This is a genomic window from Nocardiopsis sp. ATB16-24 (assembly GCF_030271535.1).
GTDB lineage: Bacteria > Actinomycetota > Actinomycetes > Streptosporangiales > Streptosporangiaceae > Nocardiopsis.
Map to the genome: position 1 here is coordinate 137,870 of NZ_JASCXJ010000011.1, position 14,050 is coordinate 151,919.

Below are 14,050 nucleotides of genomic sequence, written 5' to 3' on the forward strand. Positions count from 1 at the left end.
AAGGACAAAGCAAGGAAAGAGAATAAGGATGCATCCCACTGGCTCTCTCCTTTCATCCCCTCTACTTTCGTTTCAGTCCATCACGAAGGAGAGGTATGGAAGAGCAACAGGATGAGATGTCCACGGTGATCGACCTCGGCGATGCCGCCGTGTTGACTCTGGGCAGTGACGACCAGAGCATCGAGAGCAAGCAGTCCCCCTATGACTGAGCAGGTCGGCTTCGGTCATCACGGAGAGGATCTGGTGCGCTGGTTCGGCGGATGCGCTCCGTCGGGCCGGCGCGCCCCCATTCCCGTCCACGCCATTCCCGTCTGGGCCGGCCCTCCCCTGTGGACGGTCGGCCCCTGGCGCGAGCTGCACGTGCGCACGGTCGTCCAGGGAGACACCCGCTTTGCCGTCGTCGGGGTGTGCGCGGCCGACGACGACCAACTGGTCGAGGTCGCCCATGCATCCGACCTGGCCTCGGCCGCCGCATCGTGGGCTGGTTCCTTCACCATCGTTCGGTCGAGGCCGGGCATGGTGGAGGTGGTCACCGACACCTCCGGCGCGTGTCCCATGTACACGGTGCGTACGGACGACGGACACCTCGTGTGGGGGTCCAGCTCACGCGCCCTGGCCGCCCTGCGCGGTTCCCGGGTGGACCAACGGTGGCTGGCGGCCCACATCGGTGACAAGCACGCCACCCCTACAGGCCACAGCGCATGGGAAGGGGTGACACCGGTTCCACCAGGTCATCGCCTTCTCCTGCATTCAGGAACGGCCGACATCGAGCGATGGTGGCGACCTGTGTCCCGCTCACACGAAGAGGCTTTGAAGCGTGTCCGAACCTGTCTGGTGGAAGGGGTGCGCGTCAGAACAGGCGGGCTGCACGTGTCGACGGATCTGGCCGGGGTCGACTCCACGGTGTTGGCCGTCCTCGCCTCGCGTTTCGGGCCGGTCACGGGTGTGACCGCACACCCTGAGAACAGTCCCGAAGAAGGGGATCTCAGATATGCGCGCGCCCTGTCCATCCCGGGGCTCTCCCGCAGGCTCTTCACGATGAGTGAGGAACATCTTCCGTTCGGCGCCGCTCCCCTGGGCCTGCCGCCGACCGACGAACCTCCTCCCTCCGCCGTGAGCTGGGCCGCGTTGGCGGGACAGCTCCGCGTGACCCGGCACGGCACCGACGGCCTCCATCTCACCGGCGACGGCGGGGACAACCTGTTCCTGCCTCCTCCGACCCATCTGCTCACCCTGGCACGTGAACACCGGTGGGCCAGGTTGTGGAGCGACGCCTGTGCATGGGCACGGCTTCGTCGACGCAGTCCTTGGCCGTACGTGCGCGCGGCGCTCACCGGGGATGCGGACGCGCTGGCACGGTCCGCACCGAGCCCTCCACCGTGGTTGTGCGTGCCGCCGCCCAGACGTCGACAGGTCACCGACGCCGACGATGCCCTCGTGCTTCTGGTCCGATCCGTGGCGCGCTCCGCCGCGTCCGACACCCAACTGGCCGACCACGTGGGCGTGGAACAGCACAACCCCTATTTCGACGGGGCCTTGCTCGACGCCGTGGTCTCCCTGCCCCACCTTTTCGTTTCTCCGCGTACCGGTACAAGCCCGTACTGATGGACGCGCTCGGCGATCTGCTGCCCGCCGTGGTGCGCGAACGCACGACCAAGGGGTCCTTCGTCCGCGACTATCACCGCGCGATCCGCGTCCACCAGCGCTCGGTGCTGGACATGTGCGATGGGCCGTTGGCCGATGCGGGACTGGTCGATCCGAGGAAGTTGCGCTCGACGGTACGCGCGGCGGCACTGGGCGCCCGTATCCCCTGGGCACACCTGATCACCTCCTTGGGCGCGAATCTGTGGTGGAAGTCCGTGAGCGAGGCACCCTCCTGCGCTTGGGCGATGTCCGATGAGGTACGGGTATGACCGCCCCGGCCACGATCGTGGTCCACACCGGGCACGCCTTCGTGCTGGTCGACTACCGGACGGGGCGCGCCGAACTGCATGCGTCGATGCCCGCCGAGCACAGCGATCCCGTGGTCGACCTGGCACGCCGCCCTCGTTCTTGGGGCACGGAGGAGAACTCCGCGGTCCTCTCGCCACTCCCAGCGTGCGGTCTCATGTGGCGGCTTCTCTGCGTACCAGCGATCGCTGTGACCGCTGTGGTCCTGCACACCGGCCCTCGTCGTTTCCGCATGAGGCGCCTGGTCGCCTTGGCCCGGCTGGGCCGTGCGCTACCTCCGGCCCCGGTACGACACGTCCGCGCGGCGGTGGCCGCCGTCCACGCGACATCGGCCTTTCTGCCGGGCCGGTGGGCGTGCCTGGAACAGTCCGTCGCCGCCGCGTTCCTGCTCGCCCTGGCCGGCAGGCGCGCCGAATGGTGCCACGGTGTGGCCTCCGACCCCGTGAGGCTGCACGCGTGGATCGTCGACCCCGACGGAAGACCCGTGGGAGAAGGACCCGACATCAACGCCTTCACCCCCGTGCTCACACCCGATGGTCCTGCTGGGCCGACACAGGACACCGAACCGGAGACGACACCTTGAACGAACCGCACCTGCTGTTGACCGGCCCCGAACTCGCCCTGGGCATGCCCAGGAAGGAGATGCTGCGTACCTACCATGCCTGGGAGAACGACGCCGGAACCCTTCTGGGATTCGGCAACCAGGTCCCCCAGTCCTGGGAAACCCGTGAAGCCGGATGGGAACGCCAGCGTGGCAACATGAACTTCCCCCAGTTCGAGGTCGTCCGGATCCACGACCACGCCCCCATAGGCATGACCACCCTGGAGATCAATCGGTTCACCCGCAGCGCCGAATTCGTCATGGTCCTGGCTCCCGAAGAACGCGGCAAGGGACATGCCGCCGAAGCCGCCCGCCTCACCTTGAACTGGGCCTTCCACGTCGCCGCGCTGCGCACCGTGTGGCTCAAGGTCCTGGCCCCCAACACCGCCGGCACCCGCGCCTATGAAAAAGCGGGCTTTCGCCATGCGGGACGCCTACGCCGAGCGGGATTCTGGATGGGCCGACCCGTGGACGAACTGTTGATGGACGCCCTGCCTGAGGATTTTCCCTGGCCGTCGGTGCTCACTGGCACAAGCAGCGAGGGTCTCCAGAACACCTGACGGAAGGGAGGGAAGGAGGCGGTGACGGCCGTGCCGGGAGGAATTACCGGCGCGGCCGTCGTGGTGTGTGCAGGCCGGGTTCTTCAGAGCAGGCCCGTGACCAGGTGGTGGGCCAGGGCTCCAGCGAGGGTGGCCAGGGTGTAGCCGAGCAGGTGCCAAGCGGTGCGGCTCAGGCGTCTGGGCTTGCGGTGACTGTGCGGACGCGTGGAACGGCGGCGCGGCAGCGGCGGAGGCTCCCGGCGTGGACGCGGCAGGGACGGGCCGTCGTCCGGTGCCGGCCGAGGCCTGGGGAGCGCTGGCAGGGGACGGCGCTCCGGCACGGGTGCGGGTGTGCGCGGGCCATCGGGGGTGTTGGCGTCGCGTTCGGCCAGCCGGGCGGCGTGCAGGCGCATCCACAGCGGCAACTGGCCGTGGGCCTGACGGTAGGCCACCCGGGGGTTGTCCTTCATCTGGGCCAGCAGGCGCTGCTCTCGGGTGAGGGGCGGCTGCTCCCGATCCGGTGGTCGCTGCTCCCGGCTAAGCGGCGTAGAGCTGGGACGGGAGAAACGGCTGCCCCGGGGTGCGTCCAGCACCGTACGTATCCCCGAGGAGACCGGTGCGGCACTCATCGCACGGCCTCATCACCGGTGGCGGTGCTGCTCGTAGGGATGAGGGTGAACTCGGCCCACACCGCCGTACCCAACCCCGCACAGAACGGAAAGTCCACCACCGCCCGACTCCCCCAGGAGGTGACCAGGGAGTCGATGATCAACAGTCCCCGGCCACGTTCGGCCTCCTCCCACTCCTCCACCGTCCGCTGATACGGGATCTCCGGTCGAGTGGGGGTCTCGGCCCGGGCCCCGTCGTCCACGACGGACAGGTGCAGGGTGTCGGCGGTGGGCATGGACAGAGTGCGGACCACCCGACCACCTGCTTCGCCGGAGCGGGAGTGGGCGCAGGCATTGGCGAACATCTCACTGGCGCACAACACCACCGTCTCCGACAGGTCCGAGCACAACCCCTCCAGCCGGTACAGGTCGGCGCGTAGGTCCTCACGCACCCACGCAGCCTGGGCGAGGACGCCGGGGTAGACACGGGAGGCCCAGCGCCGCCCGGCGAAGGGCGGAGTGGGGGTGTGGAACGGCGCGCGAGGACGCGGCACAATGGTCATGTCGGCAAGCTCCTTCTGTGTCCAAACAGGTGTGGTTGTCGGCTTGGGCTCCGGGAGCGCCGCAATCGCTCCCGGAGCCGTTTTCATGCAGCCGCCTTCGACGAAGCGGCGGTGCCAGACTCAGAAGTCTGGCTCCCTAGTCATCATGACCACGCAAGACTGAGAATGCAAGGTATGCATTCGCACTGATGCAGAAACCTGGGTAGCTTGGGCACTGAGCACCATCGGAACGCGGACCTGCGTAGTCATGCCGAGGCAAGGGAGCAGCTGTGTCAGCCAAGAAGCCCACACGCACGCTACGCATGCGGCGACTCGCCGCCGAACTGCGGAGACTGCGCGAATCCGCTGACCTCAGCCGCGAGGACGTCACCGAAGCGACCAGGATCAACGCTTCGACGCTCTACCGCATCGAGTCGGCTCAGACCCGACCCCAGGTCCGCACCCTCCATACGCTGTGCGACCTCTACCGGGTGGACGATGGCAAGCGGAGCGAACTGCTGGCACTCACCAAGGACTCAGGAAAGCAGGGGTGGCTGGAAACCTATCCCTCAGAGCTGCCCGCGGAGTACACCAACTACATCCTCTTCGAGTCAGAGGCCCGGACCGTCCGCAACTACGAGTCCCTGTTCGTGCCCGGCCTTCTCCAGACCGAGGACTACGCCCGTGCCGTCATCAGAGGCACGCTGCCCTTGGCCACCGATGAACAGGTCGAGGCCCGTGTCCGTGCTCGCCTCCAGCGCCAAGAGTTGTTGCACAAACCCGAACCTCTGCGGTTCCGCGCCGTCGTGGACGAGGCCGTGCTCCATCGTGTGGTGGGTGGGCAGCGCGTCATGCGCGAACAGCTCCTCCACCTGGCCACCATGGCCAGGTTGCCCCATGTAGAACTACAGGTCATCAGGTTCGAAGCGGGCGCACACCCGGGTATGCCGGGGTCCTTCGTCCTGATCGACTTCCCCGACCTGGCCGACCCCGCCGTGGTCTACATCGACAGCATGGCCGGAGACCTCTTCCTGGAGGGCGAGGTCGAAGTCGACCGGTACTCGCTGATCATGGAGCACCTGGTGGGCGTAGCCCTCAGCCCTGAGCAATCGCGACGACTCGTCGGAGATCTCGCGGCGGGCATGATGGAAGGGAGCTAGGAGGACAAGATGGGGAAAAGCACCGCGAACGTCGGCGAATGGTTCACGAGTAGCTACAGCAGCGGGAACGGTCAGTGTGTCCAAGTCAGGTGCCAGGAGGAAAGCACCGGCGTTCGCGACTCGGTACATCCGGAGAGAGCCCTGCTGGACTTTCCGAAGAAGGAGTGGCAGGCCTTCATCGACAGCACCAAAGACGCCTGAACCCCCGCCGGCAGTCCCACCCTTCGACGACCGTGCCCCTGTGGTCACTTTCGGCGCTGAAAGTGACCACAGGGGCACGGTCACGGAAAGATGCGGTTTGGTAGAGGCTCTCTTGTGCCCAACCACGACCGACACCCCAACGACCGCACACGCCCCTCGCTCCCTGTGCGACGAGGGCACAACGTCCCGTCCCCGCCTACTCCCCCTCCAGCCGACGGAGAATGAACGCAAGAGGACCTCGGTAGGTGGTTCCCAGACCGGTGACGGTTCCCTCCATCGGCCCCGGCCCGTACTTCATACGGCTGACGTAGTTCTCGGGCAGGAGGACGCGGTCCCCGACTGCGAGCGGGGGTCTGCCACGCCAGCGGTAGGCGTATCCCCCGACCTGCACCACCTGGTCTCCTCCGATCTCGTGAATGCGTGTCTCCTTGTCGAGTTGCTGCCGGAGTTCCTCCACCTGGCTCTCCAGCTGCTCGATCCGGAACTTGGAGTAGCTGCCGGCAGAGCTGTTTCCAACCTCGTACCCTTCCCGGTAGCCGCGCCGGTGCGCCTCGGCCACCGCCCGGTCCTGTTCGGTGGCATGGGTACCGCAGGCGATGTCCGAGCTGCTCACACGAATCTTGCAGGGATGTCCGGCCTTGGTGGGGCGCCCACAGGTACGTACCTGGTCCTGGGTCATCGTTTTCCTCTCCACCCTCGAAGGGGTCGCACCGACAGGTCCGTTCAGAAGGGCAGCAGGCCCGGTGCGGCAGCCGTGACCGCCGCACCGGTGGCCATGAAAAGCAGTGCGGCGCCGGCGCAGCCGCCGCCCTTGGCCGGGGCGGGCTGAGAGCCGCGAGCGGGTGTCCGATGTTCGTAGGGCGCGACGAACTGTGCGTGGTATTCGGCGTCGGACAGTTCGCGAGACCGCCAGAACGACTGCCAGGGCTCGCTCTCCGCTTCCTCCTGCTGGTGTTCGGCTCTCACCCGAGCGGCGACCACGGCACCCGTACCGTCGTCGAAAAGACCGTGCTCGCGCTTGTGGATCTCGACTTTCAGCAGGTCCCATGCCTCGGCCGGGGCCGCCACTCGGATGCCCGACTCTTGAGCCTTGCGGATCTTGGGATTGTCCGTGCCGGGTTCGGCGATGACCAGGCGGACGGTCTTGGTGACGTTGACGCCGGCGGTCGCGCCGTTGGCGACGGCGTGGTCGATGACCGCGTTGACCGAGGCCCCTTCCCCGATCGGGACGATGCGCCATCCCTTGAGCGGGCCGTTCTTACGTGCCTTCTCCTGCTCGGAGACGTAGAGCAGGTCCTGGATGACATGTCCGGCGCCCAGGTTCTTGGCGGCTCGCTCCAGTTCCCTGAGTTCGGTGGAGGTGACGACACCGTCTGCTTCGGCTCGGGCGCGGGCCTCCAGGAGGACCTGTTCGTGCACGTGGCGGACCGTGTTCTGGGTGAACCCCGCCCGGGTGGCCAGCAACGCGAGTTGTTGGGCTTCGTCGCCGACGATCTTGCCGTCGGCCAGGGCGTGGCCCAGCACGGACCGGTAGGCCGCCGCGCCCTGCGGGTTCGGCTTCGGTGAAGGGTTCATGTCGGGCAGCCCAGAGGCGAGGTTGGCCAGCCAGCCCTCCTGGCCCTTGCGCAGCCCGGAGGTGCGCGGCGCGATACGCCCGGTGCGGTTGACCGCGGGTGCGGGCACGGGAGCCGAACCGGCCCAGCTCAGGGGCTGGGGACTCTCGTTGAGCAGTACGGAGAGCATGCGGGCGAGGTGGCGTGCGTCGGCCAGCGCGTTGTGCTGGTCGCGCATCCACCCCCCTGTCAGCAATTGGTAGAGCTGGGGCTGGCGGTAGGCGTACCGATCCAGGTGGGTGCGGAAGGTCTGCAGGGTGCACAGGCCGGGCAGTCCTCCGGGGCGCATGCCCAGAAGACCGAACTCGGTTTCGAGGAACTTCTCCTCGAAGGGCAGGTTGTGGGAGACCACCACCGCGTCGGACAGATAGGTGGCCAGGTCTCCGGCGATGTCGCCGAAAGCCGGCGCGTCGGCGACCTGGGTGGGGGTGATGCCGTGGAACTCCTCCCCGGTGAGCGGACGCATGGGGTTGACCAGGGTGGAGTACTCCTCGACGACCGTGCCGTCGCCGCGCATGCGCACCACCGCCACCTCGCAGATCCGATGCCCGCGATGCGCGTCGAGTCCGGTGGTCTCCAGGTCCAGGACGGCGAACAGCATTCGCCGGGGGTCGATGCCCTGGCCTCGTGTCAGGCGCCCTTGGGTGAACATGTCTCTCCGCTCGCTTCTGAGAAAGGGGAAGGGGTGAGTGATCCGTTGGTGTGATCCGTACGGGATTTTCCTGTCGAGGACTTTGATCAGGAAGGGTCGATGCCCATCGACCTACCGCTTTCGGCGGGAATCACGTTTCGCTGCTTCCAAGGCTTGGTCACGCAGGTCGAACCAGCGTTGGCGCTTGTTTTTCATGCCGGGAATTCCCTTGAAAGGGCGGAGTTCTCTCAGCACCTGGTTGCAGAAGGCGACAGTACGACGGGGATCTATCTGGAGGAGACGGCTTGCTTCGTCGAATCCTGCCGCGGCATAGGCGAGCTGCTTTGGTGTGGCCCCTCCCGCGTTCTTCCTGCTCTTCCCCGTTGATCCTCGTTTCGGGGTGTCCTTCACCACGGTTTTGGTTCTACGCTCGGCTGCACGCTGCCGTTCATCTCGGACGGCCTTCTGGGCTCGCTCTCGACATCTGACAAAAGCTTGTTTGAGATCAAGCCCCTTCTTGCCCTGCACGTCCATGACGAGGCCCCCCTCACGAAGTGCCTTTGTGCAGATAAGGGCTGCCTTGCGCGGATCTTTGCCAAGGAATCCCTCTGCGGTCCTCAGCGCTCGGGACAGAGTCTCCATGTCGATCCGAAGGCGTGGTGAACTTCTCTCATCGGGGCTGCTCCGCTTGCCACTTCGAACCCTCTGTTTCCTGCTTTCACTCCCGGCTGCTTGCATCTTTCGCGTAGAGGGTTCAAGACCTCCGCCCGCCTTCCAACCGGGGTCCACTGCAAGAGGCTTGGAATTCTTCCGCTTACGAGGCGCCTCCTTACCCCAGTGTTTCCGACACCGCAGCTCACGGTTGGTCCCGCCGAACTCATGTTCCTGATCGGGACGTTCCCACATGACGGACAGACTCGCGTTGCGGTCGTCGCAGCCGGGGTAGCCGCAGGGGTTTCCGGTGTGTCCGGTACCGACCGCGCGAGGCGCACGATCGCGGGGCCGAGGGGGCTCGTTCTTCGTCACCGCGTTCTCCGAATGGGCAGCGACAGGACTCTTATCCCTTTCGGGACCAAAGCCCTATCTGGGGGGGTTGAGGGGGCGAGCTAAGTGAACCCACACCCACGGGTCGGCGTCCTGGTGTACACAGACCTTGAGGGCGCCGTGGAGCACACTCTACGCCTCTTGCTTGTGAACCGGGTTAACAATAGAGTCTCGGGCATCGACGCGGCACCCCAACGCCCCTAGGTTGGGTGTCACGCTCTCCCCCGCCGCCACCCGCTCTCCCCGACGGCAGGGCCCCAACCCGGCGCAACGCAGGAAGACCCGATGCCCAGCACGACCCAAGCGCCCCCTGAGGCCGAGGAACTCACCACCGGTGCACTGGTGGAGGTACGCAGACAGAAGTGGGTGGTGAGCGGGGTCGAACCCAGCCCCGGCGCCACCCTCGTCACCCTTCAAAGCGTCGAGGTGGGAGATCGAGCCCGGCAGGCGCCTGCTCCCCAAGGGCGCGTTGCCCGAGATCACCGCTGAGGGACGCGACCGTCCCGACCCATTCACCGTCTTCCTGTCCGACCAACGGTTCATGTGGGGTGCTCCTGGGTAACGATGTTCGACGGTGGAGACCCTGGAAGGTGCCGCCGGAACCCTGGGAAGTCGGGAGCCGGGCATGGCCTTCCACGGGATCGAGGGGATACGGCTGTGGCACTGGCCGACGCGTCACCGCCCGGACCGTTACGCCCGCACCCATGCCAAACTCGCTGTGGCCGACCGGCGGTCCCTCCTGGTCTCCAGCGCCAACCTCACCCAGAGCGGGGTGTCGCGCAGCATCGAGGCGGGGCTGCTGGTGCGGGGCGGCGCGGCGCCGCGCCGGGTGGCCGAGCACATCGTCGAGCTGCGGGCCCGGGGTGTGCTGGAGCCTGTACGGATCGGGGAGGCCTGATGGACAGCGGTACCAGTGACAGACCCGTGGGCGCGCGGGCCCTGGTGGGGTCCGCCGACATCGCCCGGCTGGCCGGCGTGCGCCGACCCGCGGTGAGCAACTGGCGCAGGCGTTTCGCCGACTTCCCCGCCCCGGTGGCGGGCAGCTCCTCCCAGCCTCTGTTCGCCCTGGAGGAGGTGCGGGCGTGGTGCCGTGAGCACGACAGGCCCTTCGAGGCCGAGGGGGCCGACCTGGTGTGGCAGCGAGTGCGCGCCGAGGTGCCCGACGTCCGCCGAGCCGAGTTCCTGGCCTACCTCGGGCAGGTGCTCACCGAGGACCTGCCCGTCCCATCGCCCACGCCGGGCGTACCCGAGGAGTGGGGCGGACTGGCCCGGGAGCTGCTGTCGGGAGAGGATCCCGACAAGGACTACGAAGAGCTGTGCGGGCGCCTGGCCGGGGAGCGGGGACGGGCCGAGACCGATCCCGTCCTGGCCCGATGGATGGCCGAGCTCGGAGGTATCGACGAGGGCACGAAGGTGGCCGTTCCCGCCTGCGGTGTCGGCACGCTTCTGGTGGCCGCTCTCGCACGCGGTGCGACCGAGGGCTTCGCTCAGGACCGCGACCCCTTCGCGTGGAGGGTCGCGACCACACGCCTGCATCTGGGACACGGGAACGCCGTGTGCCTCACCGACGCCGAGGACTCTCTCCGGGACGAGGACGTTCCGTACGGACGGTTCGACGTGGTCCTGTGCGACCCGCCGTTCCGGGACCGGGAGTGGGGCCACGAGGAGTTGGCCGACGATCCCCGTTGGGTGTACGGAGTGCCGCCTCGTTCGGAGGGAGAGCTGGCGTGGGTTCAGCACTGTCTGAGCCTGGCACGGCCGGGCGGGCGTGTGGTCGTGCTGTTGCCCGCGTCGGTGTCCTACCGGCCGAGCGGGCGCAGGATCCGCGCCTCCCTGCTCCGTGCGGGTGCGCTGCGGGCCGTGTTGGAGGTTCCCCGTGAGGGACCCGCGCAGGCCGCCGGCCGCCAGGTGTGGATCCTGATCCGGCCTCAGGAGGGCGCGGACACCGACGGTCGGATCCTCCTGGTCGGAGAGGCCGAACCCACCGACTCGGTTCGAGCCTGGGAGGACTTCCTCGCGGGTGTCGACATGGACAGGGACCCACGCCGATCGGTCCTGGACGTCTCCTCCCTCATCGACGAGGAGGTGGACCTGCGCCCGGCCCGGTACCTGGATCGGGCACGGAAGACGCGAGCGTCCGTCCACTACCCGCCACTACTGACCGAGTTCACCGACACGCTGGAGCAGGCGCGGTCACTGGTGGAGGACCTGACGCTGTCCCCCGTGGAAGAAGTGCCCGAGACGACCGTGGGCGCATTGTTGGACGAGGGCGCCCTGGAACTACACCGGGCCCCGCTGGCCCTGGACACCGGGGCGGGGGAGGTTCCCGTGTTGACCGTGCGGGACGTGCGGTCCGGGGAGGCGCCCAGTGGAAGGTGCACCCGTGTGCCGGGGCTGGTGATGGCACTGCCGGGAGACGTGGTGGTGGCCGAGACCGTGCGGGAGACTCCTGTGCGGGTGATCACCGAGCCCGGTACGGCCCTGGGCCCTCGCCTGGTGCTGCTGCGCCCTGTGGAGGGGCGGATCGACGCCGCCTTCCTGTCCTGGGTTCTCCATCCTCGGTGCGTGGCCTCGGTGCGCACATCCAGCGGCAGGGCGGACGTGCGTGCACTCCGGCTTCCGGTGCTGTCCCTGGAGCGGCAACGGGCCCACGCACGGGTCTGGGAACGGCTGGCCCGCAACGCGCATCTGACGGAGCGGATCACAGAGCTGGGCGCCCGCCTGGCCGAGCTGGGCGACCGGGCTCTGCGCGAGGGCGGGCTGGGGCCGCGGGCGGGCTCCACATGAGCGGACTGGCGCGGCGGTCGGACGGGTTCCACGAAAACGACGTACGCCCCGGACGCCGCGATGCGTGCGGGAAGACGACCTGAGGCCACGGGAGTGCAGGAGATGACCGGACCGGTGCGGGGCAGGCGCCTGTTGGACGGACGCTACGAGATCGACACCACGCCGCTGGGACGGGGCGGTATGGGCGAGGTCTACGAGGGGCGTGACATCCGCCTGGAGCGCGAGGTCGCGGTCAAGTTCATCCGCTTCCCCTCCGACGCCGACCAGGCCGAGCGCGCCGAGATGGTGCGGCGGTTCGTGCGCGAGTCGCGCATCACCGCCGAGCTCCAGCACCCGGGGGTCCCCGCGGTCTTCGACGCCGGCAGCGGCGCGGACAAGCGCCCCTACCTGGTGATGCAGCGTATCCATGGGGTGAGCGTGTCCGACCTGCTCGCCGAGCAGGAGCGGTTGTCCGTGGGGTGGGCCGCGGCGCATGGGGCCTCCCTTGTCCACCGCGACCTCAAACCGAGCAACCTGATGTTGGAGTCCAGCGGAGCGGTCAAGGTCCTGGACTTCGGGTTGGCGGTGGCGTTGGACCGTACCGACATCTCCCAGATCACCAAGACCGGGCACACCCCCGGCACACCCGAGTACATGGCCCCCGAACAGTTGATGGCGGGGATGACCACCCCGCACAGCGACCTGTACGCGTTGGGTTGTGTCCTGTACGAGATGCTCACCGGCATGCGGCTGTTCACCGCTTCCACGCCCTTCGCAGTGGCCTCCAAGCAGGCCAACGAACGGCCCGGGGACGTACGGTCGGTGCGCCCGGACGTCCCCGCAGAGCTCGCGGAAGTGATCGGCGCCCTGTTGGAGAAGCGTCCCGAGGACCGACCGGGCGACGCCGTACAGGTATACGGGCGACTCATCGGCTTCGCCGACGGCTTGGGCCCGATCCCCGGTGTGCTGGGTCCCTCGTCGGTGCCGGAGCCGCAGCGGATGTACGCGGCGGCGCTCTCACGCGTCCTGGCCTCGGCCACCGCCCCCACGACGTCCGCGACTCCGGAACCGCCGCAGCCGTCGGGGGCCTCGGAGCCGGCGGTCTCCCCCCAGGCGGGACGGGAGCGCATCGAGAGGGCACGCGAGGAGGTGGCCGACCTGGTGGGCGCCTCCCGTTACCGGCAGGCCGCCGAGACCCTGCGCGGCGCCGTCGCGGACGCGGCGGCCGCTTTCGGTCACACCGATCCCGAGGTGGTGGACCTGCGCCTGGAGTGGGCGAACATCCTGTTCGAGGGCGGTGACTTCCGCCAGGCCGGTCCGCTGTACGCCGAGTTGGCGGGGGATCTGGCACGCGAACCCGGCAGGGAGCAGAGTCTGGTGTTCCGCTGCCGGTTGCAGGACGCCACCTGCCAGGCGCTGACCGGGGAGACCGCCCGTGCCTTGGAGCTGCTGCGCGCGCTATTGGAGGACGAGCTGGTCGCCTTCGGCGCCGAGGACCAGCGGACGCTGGAACTGCGGCGCCAGATCGGACTGTTGGAGCTGGGCGCGGGTCGACGTGAGGCGGCCGAGGCCACGCTCGCAGAGCTGCGGGAGGACCTGGTGCGGCTGCACGGGGAACGGCACCCCGCGGTGGCACAGATCGACGGGGTGTTGCAGGGAACGGGGTAAGGCGGGGTGGGCAGGACACGGATGTCCCGGTCTTCGTGCCTGCCCCGGTCTCGGCGCTACCACCGTGGTCGGAGGGTTCACTCGACGGAGCCGGAGAAGGTGACGGGACCGTAGGCGATCGCACCGTACTCGTCGTGGAACTCGACCGTGTACTGCAAGTGCCGGTCCTCCTCCGAAGCCCAACAGTCCTCCTCCCAGGTGGCGCTCTGCCCGTCCGCGAGCAGGTCGGGAGGGTTGATGCTCTCTCCCAGATGCGGGGACTCCCCCTCCCTGAGCGGGTCCCCCACCGAACAGCTCCGGATGCTCGCCCCTGTGTAGAGGGGCTCTCCGGTGCCGTTGGTGATCTCCACGTCCCACGCCAGGTACGGCAGAGCACCCTCCTCCCCTGTGGTGGGGTTGTAGCCGTCCTCGGCGATACGACGCTCGACACCGGTCAGACGTACGGTGAACCCGTCCCCGGCGTCGTACACCTCATCGAGGCCCAAGAGGTCCGGAGGCACCGGTTCCCCGGTCCCGGCGGGATCCTCCTCGTACCCGAGGTCCTCCGAAGGCTCGGAGGCCGACTCCTCCTGTTCTGCCATGGCATTCTCCGCCGCCGACTCCAGGGCGGAGGCCAGGTGGAGACGGTGGCCGAACCACCCGGTACCGAATCCGACGATCAACGCCACGGCCGCGGCCACGACGGTCACGGTCCATCCTGCTCTGGTCACGGCCTCCCCCGATCGTC

General features: G+C 68.1%; 17 protein-coding genes. 11 read left to right on the forward strand and 6 right to left on the reverse strand.

Annotation, left to right across the window (positions count from 1 at the left end; translation table 11 throughout):
- Positions 1-95 precede the first annotated feature (95 nt).
- The 5 genes from PFX91_RS14075 to PFX91_RS14095 are packed head-to-tail and all read left to right on the forward strand — an operon-like array spanning position 96 to position 3,111.
- Positions 96-209, forward strand: a complete 114-nt coding sequence (locus PFX91_RS14075; protein WP_285731978.1) for an albusnodin family lasso peptide — start codon at positions 96-98, stop codon at positions 207-209.
- Positions 202-1,605, forward strand: coding sequence for an albusnodin/ikarugamycin family macrolactam cyclase (locus tag PFX91_RS14080; protein WP_285731979.1), 1,404 nt, complete (start codon positions 202-204; stop codon positions 1,603-1,605). The genes PFX91_RS14075 and PFX91_RS14080 overlap by 8 nt, the downstream gene beginning before the upstream one ends.
- Entirely contained in the window at positions 1,605-1,913 is a 309-nt protein-coding gene (locus PFX91_RS14085; RefSeq protein WP_285731980.1) for a hypothetical protein, read from the forward strand. The genes PFX91_RS14080 and PFX91_RS14085 overlap by 1 nt, the downstream gene beginning before the upstream one ends.
- The gene (locus PFX91_RS14090) at positions 1,910-2,533 is read left to right on the forward strand and encodes a lasso peptide biosynthesis B2 protein (RefSeq protein WP_285731981.1); all 624 of its coding nucleotides are present in this window, start codon (positions 1,910-1,912) and stop codon (positions 2,531-2,533) included. Before PFX91_RS14085 ends, PFX91_RS14090 begins: the two co-directional genes overlap by 4 nt.
- On the forward strand, positions 2,530-3,111 hold the full coding sequence (locus PFX91_RS14095) for a GNAT family N-acetyltransferase (protein WP_285731982.1): 582 nt from the start codon (positions 2,530-2,532) through the stop codon (positions 3,109-3,111). Before PFX91_RS14090 ends, PFX91_RS14095 begins: the two co-directional genes overlap by 4 nt.
- Positions 3,112-3,194: 83 nt before the next feature.
- On the opposite strand, the gene PFX91_RS14100 is transcribed toward PFX91_RS14095, so the two are convergent.
- Complete coding sequence (locus PFX91_RS14100) at positions 3,195-3,719, reverse strand: hypothetical protein (RefSeq protein ID WP_285731983.1); 525 nt, start codon at positions 3,717-3,719, stop codon at positions 3,195-3,197.
- Positions 3,716-4,261 (reverse strand): ATP-binding protein, encoded by a 546-nt coding sequence (locus PFX91_RS14105; protein WP_285731984.1) that lies wholly within the window; start codon positions 4,259-4,261, stop codon positions 3,716-3,718. Before PFX91_RS14105 ends, PFX91_RS14100 begins: the two co-directional genes overlap by 4 nt.
- 269 nt (positions 4,262-4,530) lie before the next feature.
- Here PFX91_RS14105 and PFX91_RS14110 point away from each other — a divergent pair, with 269 nt between their 5' ends.
- Together PFX91_RS14110 and PFX91_RS14115 are read left to right on the forward strand one after the other, a co-directional pair.
- On the forward strand, positions 4,531-5,400 hold the full coding sequence (locus PFX91_RS14110; RefSeq protein ID WP_285731985.1) for a helix-turn-helix domain-containing protein: 870 nt from the start codon (positions 4,531-4,533) through the stop codon (positions 5,398-5,400).
- Positions 5,401-5,409: 9 nt separating this feature from the next.
- Positions 5,410-5,601, forward strand: a complete 192-nt coding sequence (locus tag PFX91_RS14115; RefSeq protein ID WP_285731986.1) for a DUF397 domain-containing protein — start codon at positions 5,410-5,412, stop codon at positions 5,599-5,601.
- Between the two features lie 196 nt (positions 5,602-5,797).
- Here the strand turns inward: PFX91_RS14115 and PFX91_RS14120 are convergent, their stop codons facing one another.
- The 3 genes from PFX91_RS14120 to PFX91_RS14130 form a co-directional block, all read right to left on the reverse strand.
- On the reverse strand, positions 5,798-6,280 hold the full coding sequence (locus PFX91_RS14120; protein ID WP_285731987.1) for a hypothetical protein: 483 nt from the start codon (positions 6,278-6,280) through the stop codon (positions 5,798-5,800).
- Between the two features lie 44 nt (positions 6,281-6,324).
- Entirely contained in the window at positions 6,325-7,866 is a 1,542-nt protein-coding gene (locus PFX91_RS14125) for a 3'-5' exonuclease (RefSeq protein ID WP_285731988.1), read from the reverse strand.
- Positions 7,867-7,977: 111 nt separating this feature from the next.
- Complete coding sequence (locus tag PFX91_RS14130; RefSeq protein ID WP_285731989.1) at positions 7,978-8,379, reverse strand: hypothetical protein; 402 nt, start codon at positions 8,377-8,379, stop codon at positions 7,978-7,980.
- Positions 8,380-9,174: 795 nt separating this feature from the next.
- Between PFX91_RS14130 and PFX91_RS14135 the strand changes: the two genes are divergently transcribed.
- From PFX91_RS14135 to PFX91_RS14150, 4 genes are all read left to right on the forward strand, one after another.
- Positions 9,175-9,378: a hypothetical protein gene (locus tag PFX91_RS14135; protein ID WP_285731990.1), complete on the forward strand. Its 204-nt coding sequence runs from the start codon at positions 9,175-9,177 to the stop codon at positions 9,376-9,378.
- A gap of 85 nt (positions 9,379-9,463) precedes the next feature.
- Complete coding sequence (locus PFX91_RS14140) at positions 9,464-9,787, forward strand: phospholipase D-like domain-containing protein (RefSeq protein WP_285731991.1); 324 nt, start codon at positions 9,464-9,466, stop codon at positions 9,785-9,787.
- Positions 9,787-11,676, forward strand: coding sequence for an HsdM family class I SAM-dependent methyltransferase (locus tag PFX91_RS14145; protein ID WP_285731992.1), 1,890 nt, complete (start codon positions 9,787-9,789; stop codon positions 11,674-11,676). Before PFX91_RS14140 ends, PFX91_RS14145 begins: the two co-directional genes overlap by 1 nt.
- A gap of 102 nt (positions 11,677-11,778) precedes the next feature.
- Complete coding sequence (locus PFX91_RS14150) at positions 11,779-13,323, forward strand: serine/threonine-protein kinase (protein WP_285731993.1); 1,545 nt, start codon at positions 11,779-11,781, stop codon at positions 13,321-13,323.
- 77 nt (positions 13,324-13,400) lie between these two features.
- On the opposite strand, the gene PFX91_RS14155 is transcribed toward PFX91_RS14150, so the two are convergent.
- On the reverse strand, positions 13,401-14,033 hold the full coding sequence (locus tag PFX91_RS14155) for a hypothetical protein (protein WP_285731994.1): 633 nt from the start codon (positions 14,031-14,033) through the stop codon (positions 13,401-13,403).
- Positions 14,034-14,050 lie beyond the last annotated feature (17 nt).